Annotated in this window: 13 protein-coding genes and 1 riboswitch; of the genes, 7 read left to right on the top strand and 6 right to left on the bottom strand. The window is 71.2% G+C overall.

Annotation, left to right across the window (positions count from 1 at the left end; genetic code table 11):
* Positions 1-46 precede the first annotated feature (46 nt).
* Both KY5_RS24885 and KY5_RS24880 read left to right on the top strand, forming a co-directional pair.
* Positions 47-1402 carry an SWIM zinc finger family protein gene (locus tag KY5_RS24885; RefSeq protein WP_098244309.1) on the top strand — a complete coding sequence of 452 codons (1356 nt, stop codon included), beginning with the start codon at positions 47-49 and terminating at the stop codon, positions 1400-1402.
* Between the two features lie 17 nt (positions 1403-1419).
* The gene (locus tag KY5_RS24880; RefSeq protein ID WP_098244308.1) at positions 1420-3006 is read left to right on the top strand and encodes a DUF5691 domain-containing protein; all 1587 of its coding nucleotides are present in this window, start codon (positions 1420-1422) and stop codon (positions 3004-3006) included.
* A 35-nt stretch (positions 3007-3041) separates the two neighbouring features.
* On the opposite strand, the gene KY5_RS24875 is transcribed toward KY5_RS24880, so the two are convergent.
* Complete coding sequence (locus KY5_RS24875; RefSeq protein ID WP_098244307.1) at positions 3042-3458, bottom strand: cobalamin B12-binding domain-containing protein; 417 nt, start codon at positions 3456-3458, stop codon at positions 3042-3044.
* Between the two features lie 421 nt (positions 3459-3879).
* Between KY5_RS24875 and KY5_RS24870 the strand changes: the two genes are divergently transcribed.
* Entirely contained in the window at positions 3880-4794 is a 915-nt protein-coding gene (locus tag KY5_RS24870) for an alpha/beta fold hydrolase (protein ID WP_199843624.1), read from the top strand.
* A 192-nt stretch (positions 4795-4986) separates the two neighbouring features.
* Positions 4987-6489: a M23 family metallopeptidase gene (locus KY5_RS24865; RefSeq protein WP_098244305.1), complete on the top strand. Its 1503-nt coding sequence runs from the start codon at positions 4987-4989 to the stop codon at positions 6487-6489.
* A 75-nt stretch (positions 6490-6564) separates the two neighbouring features.
* Here the strand turns inward: KY5_RS24865 and KY5_RS24860 are convergent, their stop codons facing one another.
* A complete protein-coding gene (locus KY5_RS24860) occupies positions 6565-9129 on the bottom strand; it encodes an ATP-dependent DNA helicase (RefSeq protein WP_098244304.1) in 2565 nt (854 codons plus the stop codon).
* Between the two features lie 243 nt (positions 9130-9372).
* Positions 9373-9536: riboswitch (cyclic di-AMP (ydaO/yuaA leader) on the top strand.
* Positions 9537-9543: 7 nt separating this feature from the next.
* Between KY5_RS24860 and KY5_RS24855 the strand changes: the two genes are divergently transcribed.
* Positions 9544-10752, top strand: coding sequence for a C40 family peptidase (locus tag KY5_RS24855; RefSeq protein WP_098244303.1), 1209 nt, complete (start codon positions 9544-9546; stop codon positions 10750-10752).
* A gap of 38 nt (positions 10753-10790) precedes the next feature.
* Here the strand turns inward: KY5_RS24855 and KY5_RS24850 are convergent, their stop codons facing one another.
* On the bottom strand, positions 10791-11711 hold the full coding sequence (locus KY5_RS24850; protein ID WP_098244302.1) for a MerR family transcriptional regulator: 921 nt from the start codon (positions 11709-11711) through the stop codon (positions 10791-10793).
* A 218-nt stretch (positions 11712-11929) separates the two neighbouring features.
* Positions 11930-12283, bottom strand: a complete 354-nt coding sequence (locus KY5_RS24845) for a hypothetical protein (RefSeq protein WP_055543936.1) — start codon at positions 12281-12283, stop codon at positions 11930-11932.
* 345 nt (positions 12284-12628) lie between these two features.
* On the opposite strand from KY5_RS24845, the gene KY5_RS24840 reads away from it, so the two are divergent.
* Complete coding sequence (locus tag KY5_RS24840; RefSeq protein WP_098244301.1) at positions 12629-13678, top strand: C40 family peptidase; 1050 nt, start codon at positions 12629-12631, stop codon at positions 13676-13678.
* Between the two features lie 78 nt (positions 13679-13756).
* Positions 13757-14377 carry a hypothetical protein gene (locus tag KY5_RS24835; RefSeq protein ID WP_098244300.1) on the top strand — a complete coding sequence of 207 codons (621 nt, stop codon included), beginning with the start codon at positions 13757-13759 and terminating at the stop codon, positions 14375-14377.
* A 4-nt stretch (positions 14378-14381) separates the two neighbouring features.
* Here KY5_RS24835 and KY5_RS24830 read toward each other — a convergent pair whose 3' ends face one another.
* Positions 14382-15107, bottom strand: coding sequence for a LuxR C-terminal-related transcriptional regulator (locus tag KY5_RS24830; RefSeq protein WP_098244299.1), 726 nt, complete (start codon positions 15105-15107; stop codon positions 14382-14384).
* On the bottom strand, positions 15104-16393 hold the full coding sequence (locus KY5_RS24825; RefSeq protein ID WP_199843210.1) for an ATP-binding protein: 1290 nt from the start codon (positions 16391-16393) through the stop codon (positions 15104-15106). Before KY5_RS24825 ends, KY5_RS24830 begins: the two co-directional genes overlap by 4 nt.
* Between the last annotated feature and the right edge of the window lie 52 nt (positions 16394-16445).

Genomic DNA, 16445 nt, shown 5'->3' with positions numbered 1-16445 from the left:
GACCGCTTCCCGGTCGATTGTCAGTGGCGGCACCTACCTTCGAGACATGACTCAGCAGGGGGTGCGCTGGACGGCGGATCAGGTGCTGGCACTGGCTCCTGATGCCCCGTCACGCAAGGCGGGCAGCAAACTCGGTGTCGCAGGACCATGGTCGGAGGCGGGCAGTTCTGGCGAGGGGACGGTGTGGGGCCTGTGCAAGGGCAGTGGCAGCAAGCCGTATCAGACGGTCGTCGACATCACGTGCGCGGGAGAGGCGGCCGGCCCGGCGTACAAATGCAGTTGTCCGAGCCGCAAGTTCCCGTGCAAGCACGCGCTCGGACTGTTGCTCGTCTGGGCGGGCCAGGACGGCACGGTGCCGGAGGGCGAGCCTCCGGCCTGGGCGGAGGAGTGGCTGGCGACGCGCCGTAAGAGAACGGCGGAGAAGCGGAGTTCGCCCCCATCGTCCACCCCCGCCGACCCCGAAGCGGCACACCGCCGCGCGGAGAAGCGGGCCGAGCGGATCACTGCGGGCGTGACGGAGCTGGAGCAGCGCCTGTCCGACCTGCTGCGCGGCGGCACGGCGGCGGCCGAGCAGACGGGGTACGGCCTGTGGGAGGAGACAGCCGCCCGCATGGTCGACGCGCAGGCTCCCGGACTGGCCGCGCGCGTGCGCGAATTGGGGGCGATCCCGTCCTCGGGCCACGGCTGGCCGGTCCGTCTCCTTGAGGAGTGCGCGCTCCTGCACCTCCTCGACCAGGGCTGGCTGCACCGCGAAGAGCTGCCGGACGAGCTGGCCGCCACGGTCCGCTCCCGCGTCGGCCTGCCCGCCCAGCCCCAGGGGCCGCCCCTGCGGGACCACTGGCTGGTGCTCGCGCAGTACGACACGGCGGACAGCAAGCTCACCACGCGCCGCATATGGATGTACGGCACGGAATCGGGCCGCACGGCACTGCTTCTCTCCTACGGGGCGGCGGGCCGGGCCCCGTCGCTCGCGCTGCCGGTGGGCCTGGCCCTCGACGCCGCACTGTCGTGGTACCCGGGCGGGATCCGGCTCCGCGCGGACCTCGGCGAGCAGTTCACCGCCCCGGCCCCCACACCGCTGCGCCCACCGGGCGTCCGCGTGTCCGAGGCGACGGCCCACTACGGAGAGGCCCTGCGAAAGGACCCCTGGCTGGAGTCGCACCCCGTGACCCTGGCCGACGTCACCCCGACCCAGTCCACGGACGGCTGGCAACTGACGGACCCTGAAGAGGACTTGGCGCTCCCCCTCTCCCCGTCGGCCGCGTCCCGACCGGGCCTGTGGCGCCTGGTGGCGCTGTCCGGCGGCGCACCGCTCACGGTGTTCGGGGAGTGCGGCCACCGCGGCTTCACCCCGCTGGCGGCCTGGCCGAAGGACGCGGAAGGAACGATCCCGCTGTGCTGACACCTCAGGAGGCAAGGATGCCCGCGCTCACGCCCTGGGAGGAGCTCGTCACCACGGCCCTCCTCGGCACGGACCGCCGCGCGCTCTCCACACCCGGCAAGGAGGCACCGCTCACGCTCCTCGACCAGGCGGCGGCACAGACCGTACGCCGCAGGGCCGGTCTGCGCCCCGCCCCGGCGGCCGCACCGCCCCAGCCCGCCGCCGACGACCCGAGGCCACCGTTGCCTCCCGCGGCGAGGCAACGCCTCGCGACGCTCCTCACCGACCAGCCGGGCTCCGGCGGCAGCGGCAGAAGGGGCGCGGCACCGGACCTGATGGAACTCCTGCCCCAGTGGCTCTCCCTGGCGAACGCGCGGGGCTACGGGGCGCCGCCCGAACTGCTGCCCGCCCTGCTCAACGCGGCACGCGGACGCACGGACCTGCGCCCCCAGGCACTGACCTTCGCGGGCCCCCGGGCCCTGTGGCTGGCCCGCCTCAACCCGGACTGGAAGTTCGCGCTGCGCTCCACCCCGGGCGGCGGCATGGCGCTCCCGGACCCCACGGACACGGCGCAGGTTCAACAACTGTGGGAGGAGGGCCTGTTCGCCGAGCGGGTCGCCCTGCTCACCACCCTCAGGGAGCACGACGCGCAAGCGGCCCGCGCCCTGCTGTCCACCACCTGGCAGACGGAGCGCGCGGAGGACCGCCTGATGTTCCTCGACACCCTCCGCACGGGCCTCTGCGAAGCGGACGAGCCCTTCCTTGAGGAGGCCCTCACCGACCGCAGCCGCAACGTCCGCGCCACGGCCGCCGAACTGCTCTCCGCGCTCCCCGCATCGGCCCTGGCCGCGCGGATGGCGGCCCGTGCGGCCTCCTGCGTGGCCGTGGACCACGTGGCGAGCACGCCGACACTGACCGTGGAGGCCCCGCACGAGTGCGACGCGGCCATGGAAAGGGACGGCGTCGTCGCCAAGCCCCCCACCGGCCGTGGCGAACGCTCCTGGTGGCTGGGCCAGTTGGTGGACTCGGCCCCGCTCAACAGCTGGCAGGGCCGCCTGGGCAACCGCACGCCCACCGAGATAGTGGCGCTCCCGGTGGCCGACGACTGGCGCGGCGAACTGCACGCGGCATGGTGCAGGGCGGCCGTACGACAGCGGGACGCGGCGTGGTCCAGGGCGCTGCTCGGCACTCCCGCGTCCCCTGACGCCGCGGGCCCAGGAGCGGTCTCCCTGGCCGAACGCGCCAAGCTCCTGGCGTCCCTTCCCCCGCGGGAACGCGCCGACTGGGTGGCGGGTTTCATCGCCGCGCACGGCCTCTCGGAAGCCTTCCAGCTCCTCGGCGTCTGCGCGGTCCCCTGGGCGGAGCCGCTGGGCCGCGCGGTGGTCGACGCCCTGAACATCGCCCGGGACGCGGGCAGTTACCCCTGGAGCTTCAGCGGGGTGATGGGCCTGGCGGAACGCTGCCTGGACCCCGCGGAGGCCGTACGCCTGGAGGCCCTCACGGCCGTCCCCGACGAATCGGAGAACGCCTCGCCCGGCGCGGGCGGCTACTGGTCGGAAGCCTTCCAACGCCTGGTGACCACGCTCCGCCTGAGAGCCGCGATCACCACGGAGCTGACCCCCTGACCGCGCCGTACGCCCTACGCCCTACGCCCTACGCCCTACGCCCCGGCGGTCTGCCGCACGTTGGCCCGGACCCACTCGACGATCGACGTCGTCGTAGCCCCGGGCGTGAAGATCTCGGCGACGCCCTTCTCCTTCAGCGGCGCGATGTCCGCCTCCGGGATGATCCCGCCCCCGAACACCTTGATGTCCTCCGCGTCCCGCTCCTTGAGCAGCTCGATGACGCGCGCGAACAACGTGTTGTGCGCTCCGGAGAGGATGGAGAGACCGATCGCGTCGGCGTCCTCCTGGATGGCGGTGTCCACCACCTGCTCGGGCGTCTGGTGCAGCCCGGTGTAGATGACCTCCATACCGGCGTCCCGCAACGCCCGCGCGATCACCTTGGCCCCACGATCGTGCCCGTCGAGCCCCGGCTTGGCGACCACAACGCGGATCGGACCGGCTGCCACACCCATCACTGCCTCCATGTCCCCACACCGCACGAACGGCGGGGCAAGTGAACGAACGTTATCCCCAGCATCGCGCACCCGGCAGTTTCACGGTGGAGAGCGAGGGGGAAATCACACGTTGGGACACGTTCGCTGCGCGTCGCTCCGTCACCCGGGAGTTCACGCTCCGCATCCGGACCGGACCAGGCGCGAGGGGAGCCGCGACGAGATCGCCGGACCACCACACCGGCAGCCGCACGGTGTGGTGGTCCGGCGCATCGGCGATGCACGGGGGCAAGGAGCGCACCGCTCGGGGCGCAGCGCGCCACCGCACGGGGGCACGGAGAAGCCCCCTCCGCACAGCCGGCTCCTCGCCCACGACTCCCCCTAGGGCACACGGGGGACAGAGCCGTCCTCCCGTGCGCCAATCGGGAGGTCGACGATGCCGATGACAGGGGTCCACCCCTTTCGCCCACTCAGCACGATCAGCCAGCTCGGCTGGCTGCTGCCGAAACTCCCGCCCCTCTCCCTCCTGACGCGCTCCCGCGCCCAGACGAAGGCCAGAACGGAACGCACCTCCCTGGCCCTCCTCAAGGCGACCGCCCTGGAACTGACGATCCTCGCGGGACACCTCCTCCTCTATCCCTCGGGCATCGCCCAGGAACGCAGGGCGACCCCGCTCCAGCCGCCCCCGGACGCCCCCCGCCTCCCTCCGGACGCCAGGCCCCCGGTGCTCCTCCTGCACGGCTTCATCGACAACCGCTCCGTCTTCGTGCTGCTGCGCCGCGCCCTGGCCCAACACGGCGGCCGCCGCGTGGAGTCCCTCAACTACTCGCCGCTCACGTGCGACGTCCGCACCGCGGCCGAGTTGCTGGGCCGCCATATAGAGGAGCTCTGCGAGCGCACGGGCCACGCCAGGGTCGACGTCGTGGGGCACAGCCTCGGCGGCCTGATCGCCCGCTACTACGCGCAGCGCCTCGGCGGCGACGTCCGCGTACGCACGCTGGTCACCCTCGGCACGCCGCACACGGGCACCCGCGTCGTGCCCCTCGCCGACGCGCACCCGATCGTCCGGCAGATGCGCCCGGGCTCAGCGGTGATCGAGGAACTGAAGGAACCGGCGCCGGGCTGCCGCACGCACTTCGTGAGTTTCTGGAGCGACCTCGACCAGCTGATGGCCCCGTTGGAGACGGCCTGCGTCGACCACCCCGACCTGACCGCGCAGAACGTCCGCGTCACCGGCATCGGTCACCTGGCACTCCCGGTGCACCCCGCAGTCGCCAACGGCATCATCCAGGCGCTGGACCTGGCACGTCCGGGAACCGACGCCAAGGGCGCGCCCGGCGGGCTGACGGTCGCCTGACCCCGAAATCGCCGCCCAAACGTCGAACGGTCATCGAACGCAGGGCCAAAGCTGTGCCCACAGACCACCGAAAGACGGCCGAATGCCCGTTTCCTGAGACCACGAAACCTGACGAAGATTGTCGCGCCCGTATACCGCCGGGTACAGTCGCCGCACTGCTCTGCCCCTGCTGCCGAGGCGAAAGAGAAGTTGGTGAACGACCGTCACCCGTCGGGGAGCTCGACTCCCCCGCCCTCGGCACCCGGCGCCGACCACGCGCACTACGCGACGTACGACCAGCACCATGCCGCTCCCCAGGGGCATGACGCCTACGCCACCGGAAGCTTCAGCACCGGGAGTTTCGACACCGGCAGCTTCGCCGCCGACCCCCTCTTCGGGGACATGAACGGCGGCGGCCAGAGCACGTACGACACGGGCCAGTGGGCGACCACCACCGGCACCCAGCAGACGCTCAACTACGACGCGTACGCGGCGCAGCACCACGCGGCCACGTACGACACCGGCAGCTACGACACCACCGGGATGTGGGCGACGGGCAGCTATCAGCAGCTCGCCGACATCCCCTCGCAGCCGGGCCCCGACACCAGCGGCCAGTGGGACGCCACCGCCTGGAACCAGCCGTCGAGCACCGGCCAGTGGGACACACAGACCTTCGAGACGGGTGCGTACGACACGGGTGCGTACGACGCGACCGCGTGGAACTCGGCGGGCGGGACCTACGAGTCCCCCGCACCGCACGAACCGCAGTCGTACGAACCCGCCGAGGCGTACGACCCGTACGACCCCTACACCGCGTACGAGGCCGACACCCCCTACGCGACCGAGGCCGCGTACGAGGCCGAAGCGGCCGCCTACGAGGCCGACGACGAGGACCTCGAACCGATCGGGGAGCCCCTGGGCACCGAGGCCGAGGGCCGTTCCCCCCGCGGCGGACGCGGAGCGGGCGGCACGGGCCGCTCGAGGACCCGCCGCCGCTCCCCCGCCAAGCGCTCCGCGCTCTTCACCGTCGCCGTGCCGTCGGCCTGCGTGATGGGCGTCGCGGGTGTCGCCGCCGCGTCCGTGGGCAGCTTCGGCGGGGACGAGAGCAAAGACACGACGGCGTCGGCCCCGGACCCCACGTCCGTGAAGCCGTCCGCCGCCAACAACAAGCTGGACACCCAGCTGGCGAACCTCTCCGCCGACGCGGGCGACTTCGCGGACCGCGCGAGCCGCACGCAGGAGCGCATCGACCTCAAGGCCCAGAAGGCGGCGGCCGAGAAGAAGGCGGCCGCGGAGGCCGCGCGCAAGGAGCGGCTGCGCCCCAAGTTCGCGCTGCCGGTGAAGCAGCACGGCCTGAGCGCGTACTACGGCCAGGCGGGCGTCAACTGGATGTCCGCGCACTCCGGCATCGACTTCCCCGTGTCGTACGGCACGGAGGTGCTCGCCGCGACCGACGGCACCGTCTCCACGAAGTGGAACAGCGCCTACGGCAACATGGCGATCGTGACCGCCAAGGACGGCACGGAGACCTGGTACTGCCACCTCTCCACGCACAAGATCTCCAGCGGCCCGGTGAAGGCGGGCGAGCCCATCGCCTTCTCCGGCAACTCGGGCAACTCCACAGGACCGCACCTGCACTTCGAGGTGCGTCCCGGCGGCGGCTCCGCGATCGACCCGCTGCCGTGGCTGCGCAGCCACGGCCTCGACCCGACGTAGGCGGCGAGCGCCGCCGTCCCGCAGGGCCACCGACCCCGCGGGACCACGACAGTCCCTAGAGCTTCTCCACCGGGCCTAGAGCTTCTCCACCGGCGCGTACCTCAGCAGCAGCCGCTTCGGCTTGGGCTCGCCGAAGTCCACCGTCGCCTCGGCGTTCGCACCCGATCCCTTGACGCCAACCACGGTCCCGAGGCCGAACTGGTCGTGCGTGACCCGGTCGCCGACCGCGAGCGCGACCACCGGCTTCTCCGTCGCACGGCGCGTGGCGAACCCCTGCGCGCCCCCGGAGCGCGACCGCGACGAGGACAGCGACGAGGCGATGCCGCCGGCCGGACCAGACGAACCCGACGAACCCGAGGACGCCGGGGCGCCGACCGCGCCCGTCCGCTTCCAGTCCAGGTGGGTGTCCGGGATCTCCTCCAGGAAGCGCGACGGCGGGTTGTACGAGGGCTGGCCCCAGGCGCTGCGCATCGAGGACCGCGTCAGATAGAGCCGCTCACGCGCGCGCGTGATGCCCACGTACGCCAGGCGCCGCTCCTCCTCCAGCTCCTTGACCTGCCCCAACGAGCGCATGTGCGGGAAGACGCCGTCTTCCATGCCGGTCAGGAAGACCACGGGGAATTCGAGGCCCTTGGCGGTGTGCAGCGTCATCAGGGTGATGACTCCGGAGCCGTCGTCCTCCTCGTCCGGGATCTGGTCGGAGTCGGCGACCAGGGCGACGCGCTCCAGGAAGTCGGAGAGCGAACCGGTGGTCGCGGCACCGGCCGCCTCCCCGGCACCCTCCGCGTCCGCCGCGTTCTCCCCGCCGTCGCCCTCCGCGCCTTCGGTGGCTTCGGTGGCTCCGGCGGCCTGGCCGCTCTCCTGCTCGAACTCCAGCGCCACGGCGGCGAGTTCCTGGAGGTTCTCGATGCGCGTCTCGTCCTGCGGGTCGGTGGACGCCTGCAACTCGGCGAGATAGCCGGTCCGTTCGAGCACGGCCTCCAGGACGACCGCCGGGCCCGCGCCGGACTCGACGATGGTCCGCAGCTCCTCCATCAGCGTGTTGAAACGCCTGACGGCATTGGTCGACCTGGCGGCCATGCCGTACGCCTCGTCGACGCGGCGCAGCGCCTGCGGGAAGGAGATCTTCTCGCGCTGGGACAGCGCGTCGATCATCGCCTCGGCGCGGTCGCCGATGCCTCGCTTGGGGACGTTGAGGATGCGCCGCAGCGGCACCGCGTCCTCGGGGTTGGCGAGCACGCGCAGGTACGCGAGGACGTCCCTGACCTCCTTGCGCTCGTAGAAGCGCACGCCGCCGACGACCTTGTAGGGCAGGCCGACGCGGATGAAGATCTCTTCGAAGACACGGGACTGCGCGTTCGTACGGTAGAAGATCGCGACGTCGCCCGCCTTCGCGTCGCCCGCGTCGGTGAGCCGGTCGATCTCGTCGGCGACGAACTGCGCCTCGTCGTGCTCGGTGTCCGCGACGTATCCCGTGATGCGCGCGCCCGCGCCCTGGTTGGTCCACAGGTTCTTCGGGCGGCGGCTCTCGTTCCGCTCGATGACCGCGTTCGCGGCGGTCAGGATCGTCTGCGTGGAGCGGTAGTTCTGCTCCAGGAGGATCGTCGTCGCGTCCGTGTAGTCCTCCTCGAACTGGAGGATGTTGCGGATGGTGGCGCCGCGGAAGGCGTAGATCGACTGGTCCGCGTCACCCACCACACAGAGCTCGCCGGGGTCGTCGCCCTCGCCTCCGGAGGGGCCGACCAGCTCGCGCACCAAGGCGTACTGCGCGTGGTTGGTGTCCTGGTACTCGTCGACCATGACGTGCCGGAAGCGGCGCCTGTAGTGCTCGGCGACGTCGGGGAAGGCGCGCAGGAGGTGGACCGTCGTCATGATCAGGTCGTCGAAGTCCAGTGCGTTCGCCTCGCGGAGGCGGGACTGGTACATCGCGTAGGCCTGGGCGAGGGTCTTCTCGAAGCCGTCGGCGGCCTGGCCCGCGAAGTCCTCCTCGTCGATCAGCTCGTTCTTCAGGTTGGAGATCTTGGCGCTGAAGGACTTCGGCGGGAACTTCTTCGGGTCGAGGTCCAGATCGCGGCAGACCAGGGCCATCAGACGCTTGGAGTCCGCGGCGTCGTAGATCGAGAAGGAGGACGTGAAGCCCAGCTTCTTGTACTCGCGGCGCAGGATGCGGACGCAGGCGCTGTGGAACGTCGACACCCACATCGCGTTCGCCCGGGGGCCGACGAGCTGCTCGACGCGCTCCTTCATCTCGCCCGCGGCCTTGTTCGTGAAGGTGATCGCGAGGATCTGGCCGGGGTGGGCGCCGCGCTCGGCGAGGAGGTACGCGATGCGGTGGGTCAGCACGCGGGTCTTGCCGGAACCGGCACCGGCGACGATGAGCAGCGGGGAGCCCGCGTGCACGACGGCCGCGCGCTGGTTCTCGTTGAGACCGTCGAGAAGCGTCGCCGGGTCGATGACCGGGCGCGGGGCACCACCGCGGTAGTGCGTGTCCCGGGTCATGGGCGCGTCGAACTTCCCGTCGAACAGATCGTCCGGAACGGGCTCCGGAGCGGTGTCCTCGGGTGGCGGCGGGGGCTCTTCGTCCGCGGCCCGTGAGGGCTGCAGGTCCGCCAGGAAGCTGTCATCAAAGAGGCTGCTCATCGCCTCCCGAGTCTAGGCGGCCCCACTGACAACCCGCCCCGGGTTCCGGCCACCTCCGCCCGATGACGTCCCGCCCCCGGGCGGTCACGCTCCGCTTTCGCGCGGCATGCCCCCATCGGGCGCTTCGAAAAGTCACGAAAATGTATCGGGCATATCGAACATCAACCTTCACACGGGCCACACGAGTTGGCTAGCGTGCTGCGCGGGCTGCTCGTCCCCCCACCGGCGAACCCCGCCGGGAACGGGTGGCCTCCGCCGAGTTCGACATGGTCGGAGCCGGGGACCCACCAAGACCTTGGGGTGAATCGGCCCCGTACGAAGCACGACGTACGGGACCGTAGGGCAACCTTCCGGATCGTCCGCCCGAACCCGACAGCTAACCCGGTAGGCGGTCTACGGAAGGAGTCGCCTCTCTTGGCGTCGCACCGCAAGCCGCGGACCCGGGCAGCCGGTAAACGCACGGCCCCCGCCATCGGCATCACCACGGCCGCCCTCACCTCGGTGGCACTCCTGTCGCAGAGCGCGCAGGCGGCCCCCTCAGCGCCGACGAAGCCCAGCCTCGAAGAAGTGCAGAAGAAGGTCGACGACCTCTACCACCAGGCGGGCGTGGCCACCCAGAAGTACAACTCGGCCAAGGAGAAGACCGGCAAGCAGCGCAAGAAGGTCGACCATCTCCTGGACGACGTGGCCAAGCGCACCGAGAAGCTGAACGAGGCCCGCCAGGAGCTCGGCTCCTTCGCCGCCGCGCAGTACCGCACCGGCGCCGTCTCCGAGACGGCGACGATGATGCTCGCCAACGATCCGCAGGGCTACTTCGACCAGAACCACCTGTCGGACCGGCTCACCGAGCGCCAGAAGAAGGCGGTCGACGACTACCAGACCGAGCAGGTCTCGGCGACGAAGCAGCGCACGAAGGCGGCGAAGAGCCTCAAGACGCTGACCGACTCGCGGGACGACCTCAGGACGAGCAAGCGGACCGTCCAGAAGAAGCTGGGCGAGGCCCGCAAGCTCCTGTCGGAGCTGACCGCGGAGGAGAAGGCCAGGCTCGCGTCGATCGAGCGAAAGAAGGAGCAGGAGGCCAAGCGCAAGGCCGAGGAGCTGGCCCGCAAGCAGGCCGCCGAGGCGGAGCGCGAGCGCAAGGCGGAAGAGGCGGCCCAGAAGGAGAAGCAGAAGGAGAAGGACGGGGGCCAGGACTCCGGTTCCGGCTCGGGTTCCGGCTCCGGATCGGGCTCGGGCACCGGTTCGGGCTCGGGGAGCACGGACGGCAGCTACGCCACCAAGGCCGCGAAGGTGATCGACTTCGCCGAGGCCCAGATCGGCAAGCCGTACGTCTGGGGCGCGACGGGCCCCGACTCCTACGACTGCTCCGGGCTCACCCAGGACGCGTGGAAGGCCGCCGGGATCTCCCTGCCGCGCACCACGTGGGACCAGGTGAAGGTCGGCACGACGGTGAAGACGGCCGACGCCAAGCCGGGCGACCTGGTCTTCTTCTACGACGACATCAGCCACGTCGGGATCTACATCGGCAACGGCAAGATGATCCACGCCCCGAAGCCGGGCGCGAACGTCCGCGTCGAGTCGATCTACTACATGCCGATCCACAGCGTGGTGCGTCCCGCCTGAGTACGGCCTGAGTACGGAAGGGGCCGATCGGCGAGGTCTCAGGGTGCGGGTGGGTCTTGGGCGGACAGTTCTTCGGCCAGTTCCATACAGCGCAGGCGGGCCGGGGAGAAGTCGTAGGGCATCTTGCCCGTGGCTTCGAGGACGCTCATGGAGTCGGCCTGCCGCCCGCCTGAGCCGAGGTCGGCCTCGTCCTCGCCGTCAGCGGCGGTAGCAGGGTGCAGGGCGTCCCAGGCGTCGAAGAGGGCGTCGTCGTCCGCGGCCAGGCCGGACTCCTCGATGACGGCGTAGAGGGCGTTCTCGAAGGCGTGCCGCTCGACGGCCACTTGAGCCACCCGTGGATCGTCGACGGCGACGCTGTCGTCGAGCGCCTCCTCGGCGTCCTCGATGCGGTCGGATTCCTTCCGCAGAGCGGGATGCGTGGCCAGGGCGATGAAGCGGGTGGCCTGGACGGCCGCGCCGAGCGGACCGAAGATCCGCTCGGTGACCAGCAGACCGTCCAGGTCCGCCTGGCGCAGGGAGCCCTCCGGCAGGTCCTTGAGGCGTGCGGTGACGAAGTCGGAGAGCAGGCCCGTCCGGCTGCCCTCGGTGCGCATCCGCCGCACGGCGGCCCGTTGCCGCCGCACTTCCGCCTCCTGCTCGGCGAGGGTTTCCTCCAGCCGCTCCAGGACGCCCGCGATGCCGTCTCCGCCGTCCCCGCCGTCCGCCCCGGCAGAGGCGGTGTCGGTGGTGAAGGCGTCGCGGATGTCGTCCAGGGCGATCCCGGCGTCGGCGGTCTTGCGGATCCACAGCAGGCGGATCATGTCCTCGTACCCGTAGCGGCGACGGCCGTCGCCGCCCCGCTCGGGCTCGGGGAGCAGACCGATCTCGTGGTAGTGGCGAATCGCTCGTGGCGTGCTGCCGACGAAGGCCGCCGCGTCCCCGATCTTGACCTGGCGGGGCGGCGTGAAAGACGAACGCATGAGCCGGGGCCTTTCCTCAAGGGATCGGGACGTAGGGATCAGGCAAGTAGTAATCGGGCAAGCAGTGATCGGGGCGCAGGTCCACCGCACCACATGCCGCTACGGAAGGTGCAACCCCGGCCGACCGAAAAGCACCCTCTACGCGAAGCACCCTCTACGCGCGCGTGGCCCGCATCCTCCAGGGGATGCGGGCCACGCGCGCGTAGAGGGCGGAAAACTCAGGTCCAGAGCACCGCGATGAAGATGTTCGCCACGGTCAGCAGACCCACCGCCCCGAACATCCCCTTGTCGACCTTCTCCTCGTCCCGCTTCACATAGACCAGCGCGAGGATCACGATCAGCACGGCCATCTTGATGCCGATCTTGAGGTTGTTGACCGGGTTGTCGTCCGCCTGGTTCAGGCCGACCAGGACGACACCGGTGACGAGCATGGTCAGCGCGCCGTGCAGCATCGCGGGGCTGAAGCGGGCGGTGCCCTGGCCCATCTGCTTCATCTGGGTCAGGAAGCCGCCCAGGAGCGAGGCGATGCCGATGATGTGCAGGCCGACGAAGAGATGGATGAGTACGTCCATGAGCCGGAGCCTAACCGGGGCCTGTTTTCCCCGGGACGGCCGGTCCCTTATCACCGCCAGGCGAGCCGTCGGGGCACAAACGTCACATCGGTCATAGAGCCATGTGAAGTGGGTGTTCAAGGGCGATTCGCGCGATCACATTCAGTCACCGTGCTGTCCACATCCTCCACTTCCGCGCAATCCCTCACCAGGCCGTGACGGTCAGGTTTAGCGTCCTCCACCAGGTGACCGGCTCCCCACCGCCGCCCGGACCCGGGGCGGCAGTCGGCCACCACCGCCGAGGAACCGGCGGCGGTCCGCTCCCCCTGTGCGGGCCGCCGCCGGACACGTGAGGAGCTCCACTTCGTGTCAGCGCACCGCAAGCCCAAGCAGCGCTCGCTCAGCGGAAACACCGCTCGCACGGCCGTCACCATCGCCCTCGCCGGGGCCGCGTCGGCGACCGCGTTCGACGGCGTGGGGCACGCGGAACCCCGCCTCAGCCCCGCCGAGGTGAAGTCCAAGGTCGACTCGCTCTACCGCGAGGCGGAGATCGCCACCGAGAAGTACAACGGCGCGAAGGAGAAGGCCGAGAAGGCCGAGAAGTCCCTCGGAGTGCTGCGCGACGAGGCGGCCCGCAGGACGGAGAAGCTCAACTCCGCCCGCGACGAGATCGGTTCGTACGCCGCCGCCCAGTACCGCACCGGCGGCATCGACCCGACCGTGCAGCTCGCCCTCTCCTCCGACCCCCAGCAGTTCCTCGACCGCGCCGCGCTCACCGAGCGGGCGGGCAACCGCCAGGCGGCGACCGTCAGCGGCATACACAAGCAGCTCCAGGAGATCGACCAGCTGCGCTCCGAGGCGGACGACCGCCTCGCCGCCTTCCACAAGCGCCAGGCGGAGCTGAAGAAGCAGAAGAAGACGATCACCGGCAAGCTCGACGAGGCCAAGCGGCTCCTCTCCCAGCTCACCGGCGACCAGCGCGCCGAGCTGGCACACCCCGACGGCGACCGCGCCACCCGCTCGGACGCCCGTGACGCCGCCGTCGGCGGTGCGGCCAAGGCCCCCAACACCCGTGCGGCGTCCGCCGTCGCATACGCCTACAAGGCCATCGGCAGCCCTTACGTCTGGGGCGCCACAGGGCCGGGCGCCTTCGACTGCTCGGGGCTCACCCAGGCCGCCTACCGTTCCGCCGGCGTCTCGCTCCCCCGCACCACCTACGCCCAGATCGCCGCCGGCGAACGCGTGTCACGCTCCGCGCTGCGCCCCGGTGACCTGGTGTTCTTCTACTCGGGCATCAGCCACGTCGGCATCTACGTGGGCCATGGCCAGATGATCCACGCCCCCAACCCGAGCGCTCCGGTGCGGCTCGCGCCCATCGACCAGATGCCGTTCGCGGGCGCCACCCGCGTGGTGTGAAGGGGCCGTTGAGCCCCAAACGATCCGGCCACCCGGTCGGCGCGATCCGGCCATAAGGCCGCGGGTAATGTCACGTCCATGCCTAGCCGTACGCTGCCGCCGCCCCCACCACCCGCGCACCTGCGCACCTGGCCGGACCGGCAGACGCTGCTCACCGACCGCGGCATGGCCCTCGACGACTTGCGCAGGCGGCACTTGGGCGTGCACCGGCTCCTGCTGCTGTGGCTGTGCGGCCTCGGAGGCGTGGTCGGCTGTGCGCTCCTCACGCTGCCGCTGCAGTTCATCGACGACAAGGACCCCAGCTTCTTCCTGCTCGGCCCGGTCCTCGTGGTGCTGGGCGTGGCGGCACTCGCCCCCTCGGTGATCGGCGTCGTCCTCGGCATCCGCCACGACCGTCGGCTGCGCGAACTCACCGACGCCTGGCTCGCGTTGGACACCCACCCGGCCACCGACGCCCGGCTGCGCTCCCCCGGCCTCAGCCTCTTCTGGCTGCTGTCCTCGCTCGCCGTCTGCGCGCTCGGCCTGTGGGCGTCCTTCGCCGCTGCCGCGTACGCCGAACCGGGACGCGACACCTACGCCGACGTCGCGCTCGGCATGGGCGCGGGCCTGGTCCTGTGGCTGACGGGCCTCATCGGCGCCGCGAAGGCCGCCCGCCACTACCGCTGGGCCCTGCGCAGGCTCGGCCCGGCCCCGAGGTGAGACCTCAGACCAGCCGCCGCGCCGTCGCCCACCGCGTCAGCTCGTGCCGGTTGGACAGCTGAAGCTTCCTCAGCACCGCCGACACGTGCGACTCCACCGTCTTCACCGAGATGAAGAGCTGCTTGGCGATCTCCTTGTACGCGTACCCGCGCGCGATGAGCCGCAGCACCTCGCGCTCGCGCTGGGTGAGGCGGTCCAGGTCCTCGTCGACCGGGGGCGCGTCGGTGGAGGCGAAGGCGTCCAGGACGAACCCGGCGAGCCGCGGCGAGAACACCGCGTCGCCCTCCTGCACCCGGAAGATCGAGTCCACCAGGTCCGTGCCGGTGATGGTCTTGGTGACGTAGCCGCGGGCCCCGCCCCTGATGACGCCGATGACGTCCTCGGCGGCGTCGGAGACCGAGAGCGCGAGGAAGCGCACCGGGTCCGTCGCGGCGGTCATCAACGGGGCGCAGCGGCGCAGGACTTCCACCCCGCCGCCGCCGGGCAGGTGCACGTCCAGGAGGACGACCTCGGGTCGCGTGGTCGTGATGACCGTGACCGCCTGGTCGACGTCGGCCGCCTCCCCGACGACCTCGACGCCCGTGACGTCGGTCCTGCCGATCTCGGCCTGCACGCCCGTACGGAACATCCGGTGGTCGTCGACCAGGACGACCCGCACACGACGCCCGCCCTCGCTCCCGCCCGCCCCGGCCTGCTCCGCGGGCTCGTTCGCCTCGGTCGCGTCGCTCATGTCGTCGCCGTCCTCTCCATCTCCAGCTCGACTTCCGTGCCGCCCCCGGGCACCGCACGCAGCCGCGCCGTGCCTCCGTTGCGCTGCATACGGCCGATGATCGATTCTCGTACGCCCATGCGGTCGTCCGGCACGGAATCCAGATCGAAGCCGGGACCGCGGTCCCGGACGGACACGAACACCGTCTCTCCCTCGACCTCGGCGAAGACCTGCACCGCACCGCCCTCGCCACCGTACTTGGCGGCGTTCACCATCGCTTCCCTCGCGGCCTGCATCTGCGCGGTCAGCCTCTCGTCGAGCGGGCAGTCGCCGACCACGACCACCTCGATCGGGACGCCGTGCTTGTCCTCGACCTCCGCCGCGCTCTGCCGGACCGCCTCGGCGAGGGTGTCCGGCTCCTCGTCCTCGTCCTTGCCGGTGCCCTCGGGGTTGTAGAGCCAGGCCCGCAGGTCGCGCTCCTGGGCGCGGGCCAGGCGACGGACCTCGCTCGCGCTCTCCGCGTTCCGCTGGATGAGGGTCAGGGTGTGCAGCACGGAGTCGTGCACATGGGCGGCGACCTCGGCCCGCTCCTGGGCCCGGATGCGCATCAGGCGCTCCTCGGAGAGGTCCTGCGTCATGCGGACGAGATACGGGCCCGCGAGGAGCGCGATGCCGACGAGCACGGCGAGCGCGGCCTGGAGGACGGCGCCCAGGTGCGCGGCGGAGCCCTGGAGCACGAAGACGCCGGAGACTCCGGCGCCGACGAGCAGCACTCCGGCCGCCGTCCGGGCGATCGTCAGCGTGCGCCTGCGTCGGCCGACGGCCATCCAGCGAGCCCTGCGGGCATTGTCGGCCTGGCGCCAGACCAGGGCGACACCGGCCGCGACGAGCAGGGTCGGGACGACATACGCCTTGGTCGAACCGTCCAGGTCCACATTGCCGACGAAGACCATGGCCACGACGACCATCGCGAGGAGCGCGACGATCTGGCCCTTGTCCGGCTTGCGGGCGACGAGCCTGCGTCGGCCGTCGGACGACGTCTCGGTGGCGACGGCCGCGGGCGGGCGCTCGGAGCCGACACCGCCGATGCCGAGCGGGACGAAGAACCAGAACGCCGCGTACAGCAGCGCGCCCAGGCCGTCCGCGGTGAACAGGCCGACGAAGACGAGCCGGACCCAGATCACGGGCAGTCCGAGATGTCCCGCGAGGCCGCGCGCGACACCGCCGAGCCAACGGCCGTCATCGCTGCGGTAGAGCTTTCGCAGCGGTCGGACGTCGTCGATGGGCGGTGCAGCGGCTTCCGGCATGCCACCGATATTCACACGTGCGCGCGGGTGCGGGCATCAGGGTCGACCCCCG

The organism is Streptomyces formicae (genome assembly GCF_002556545.1).
GTDB classification, from domain to species: domain Bacteria; phylum Actinomycetota; class Actinomycetes; order Streptomycetales; family Streptomycetaceae; genus Streptomyces; species Streptomyces formicae_A.
Note: the sequence above shows the minus strand (reverse complement) of the source record. Positions and strands in the feature narration are given on the sequence as shown.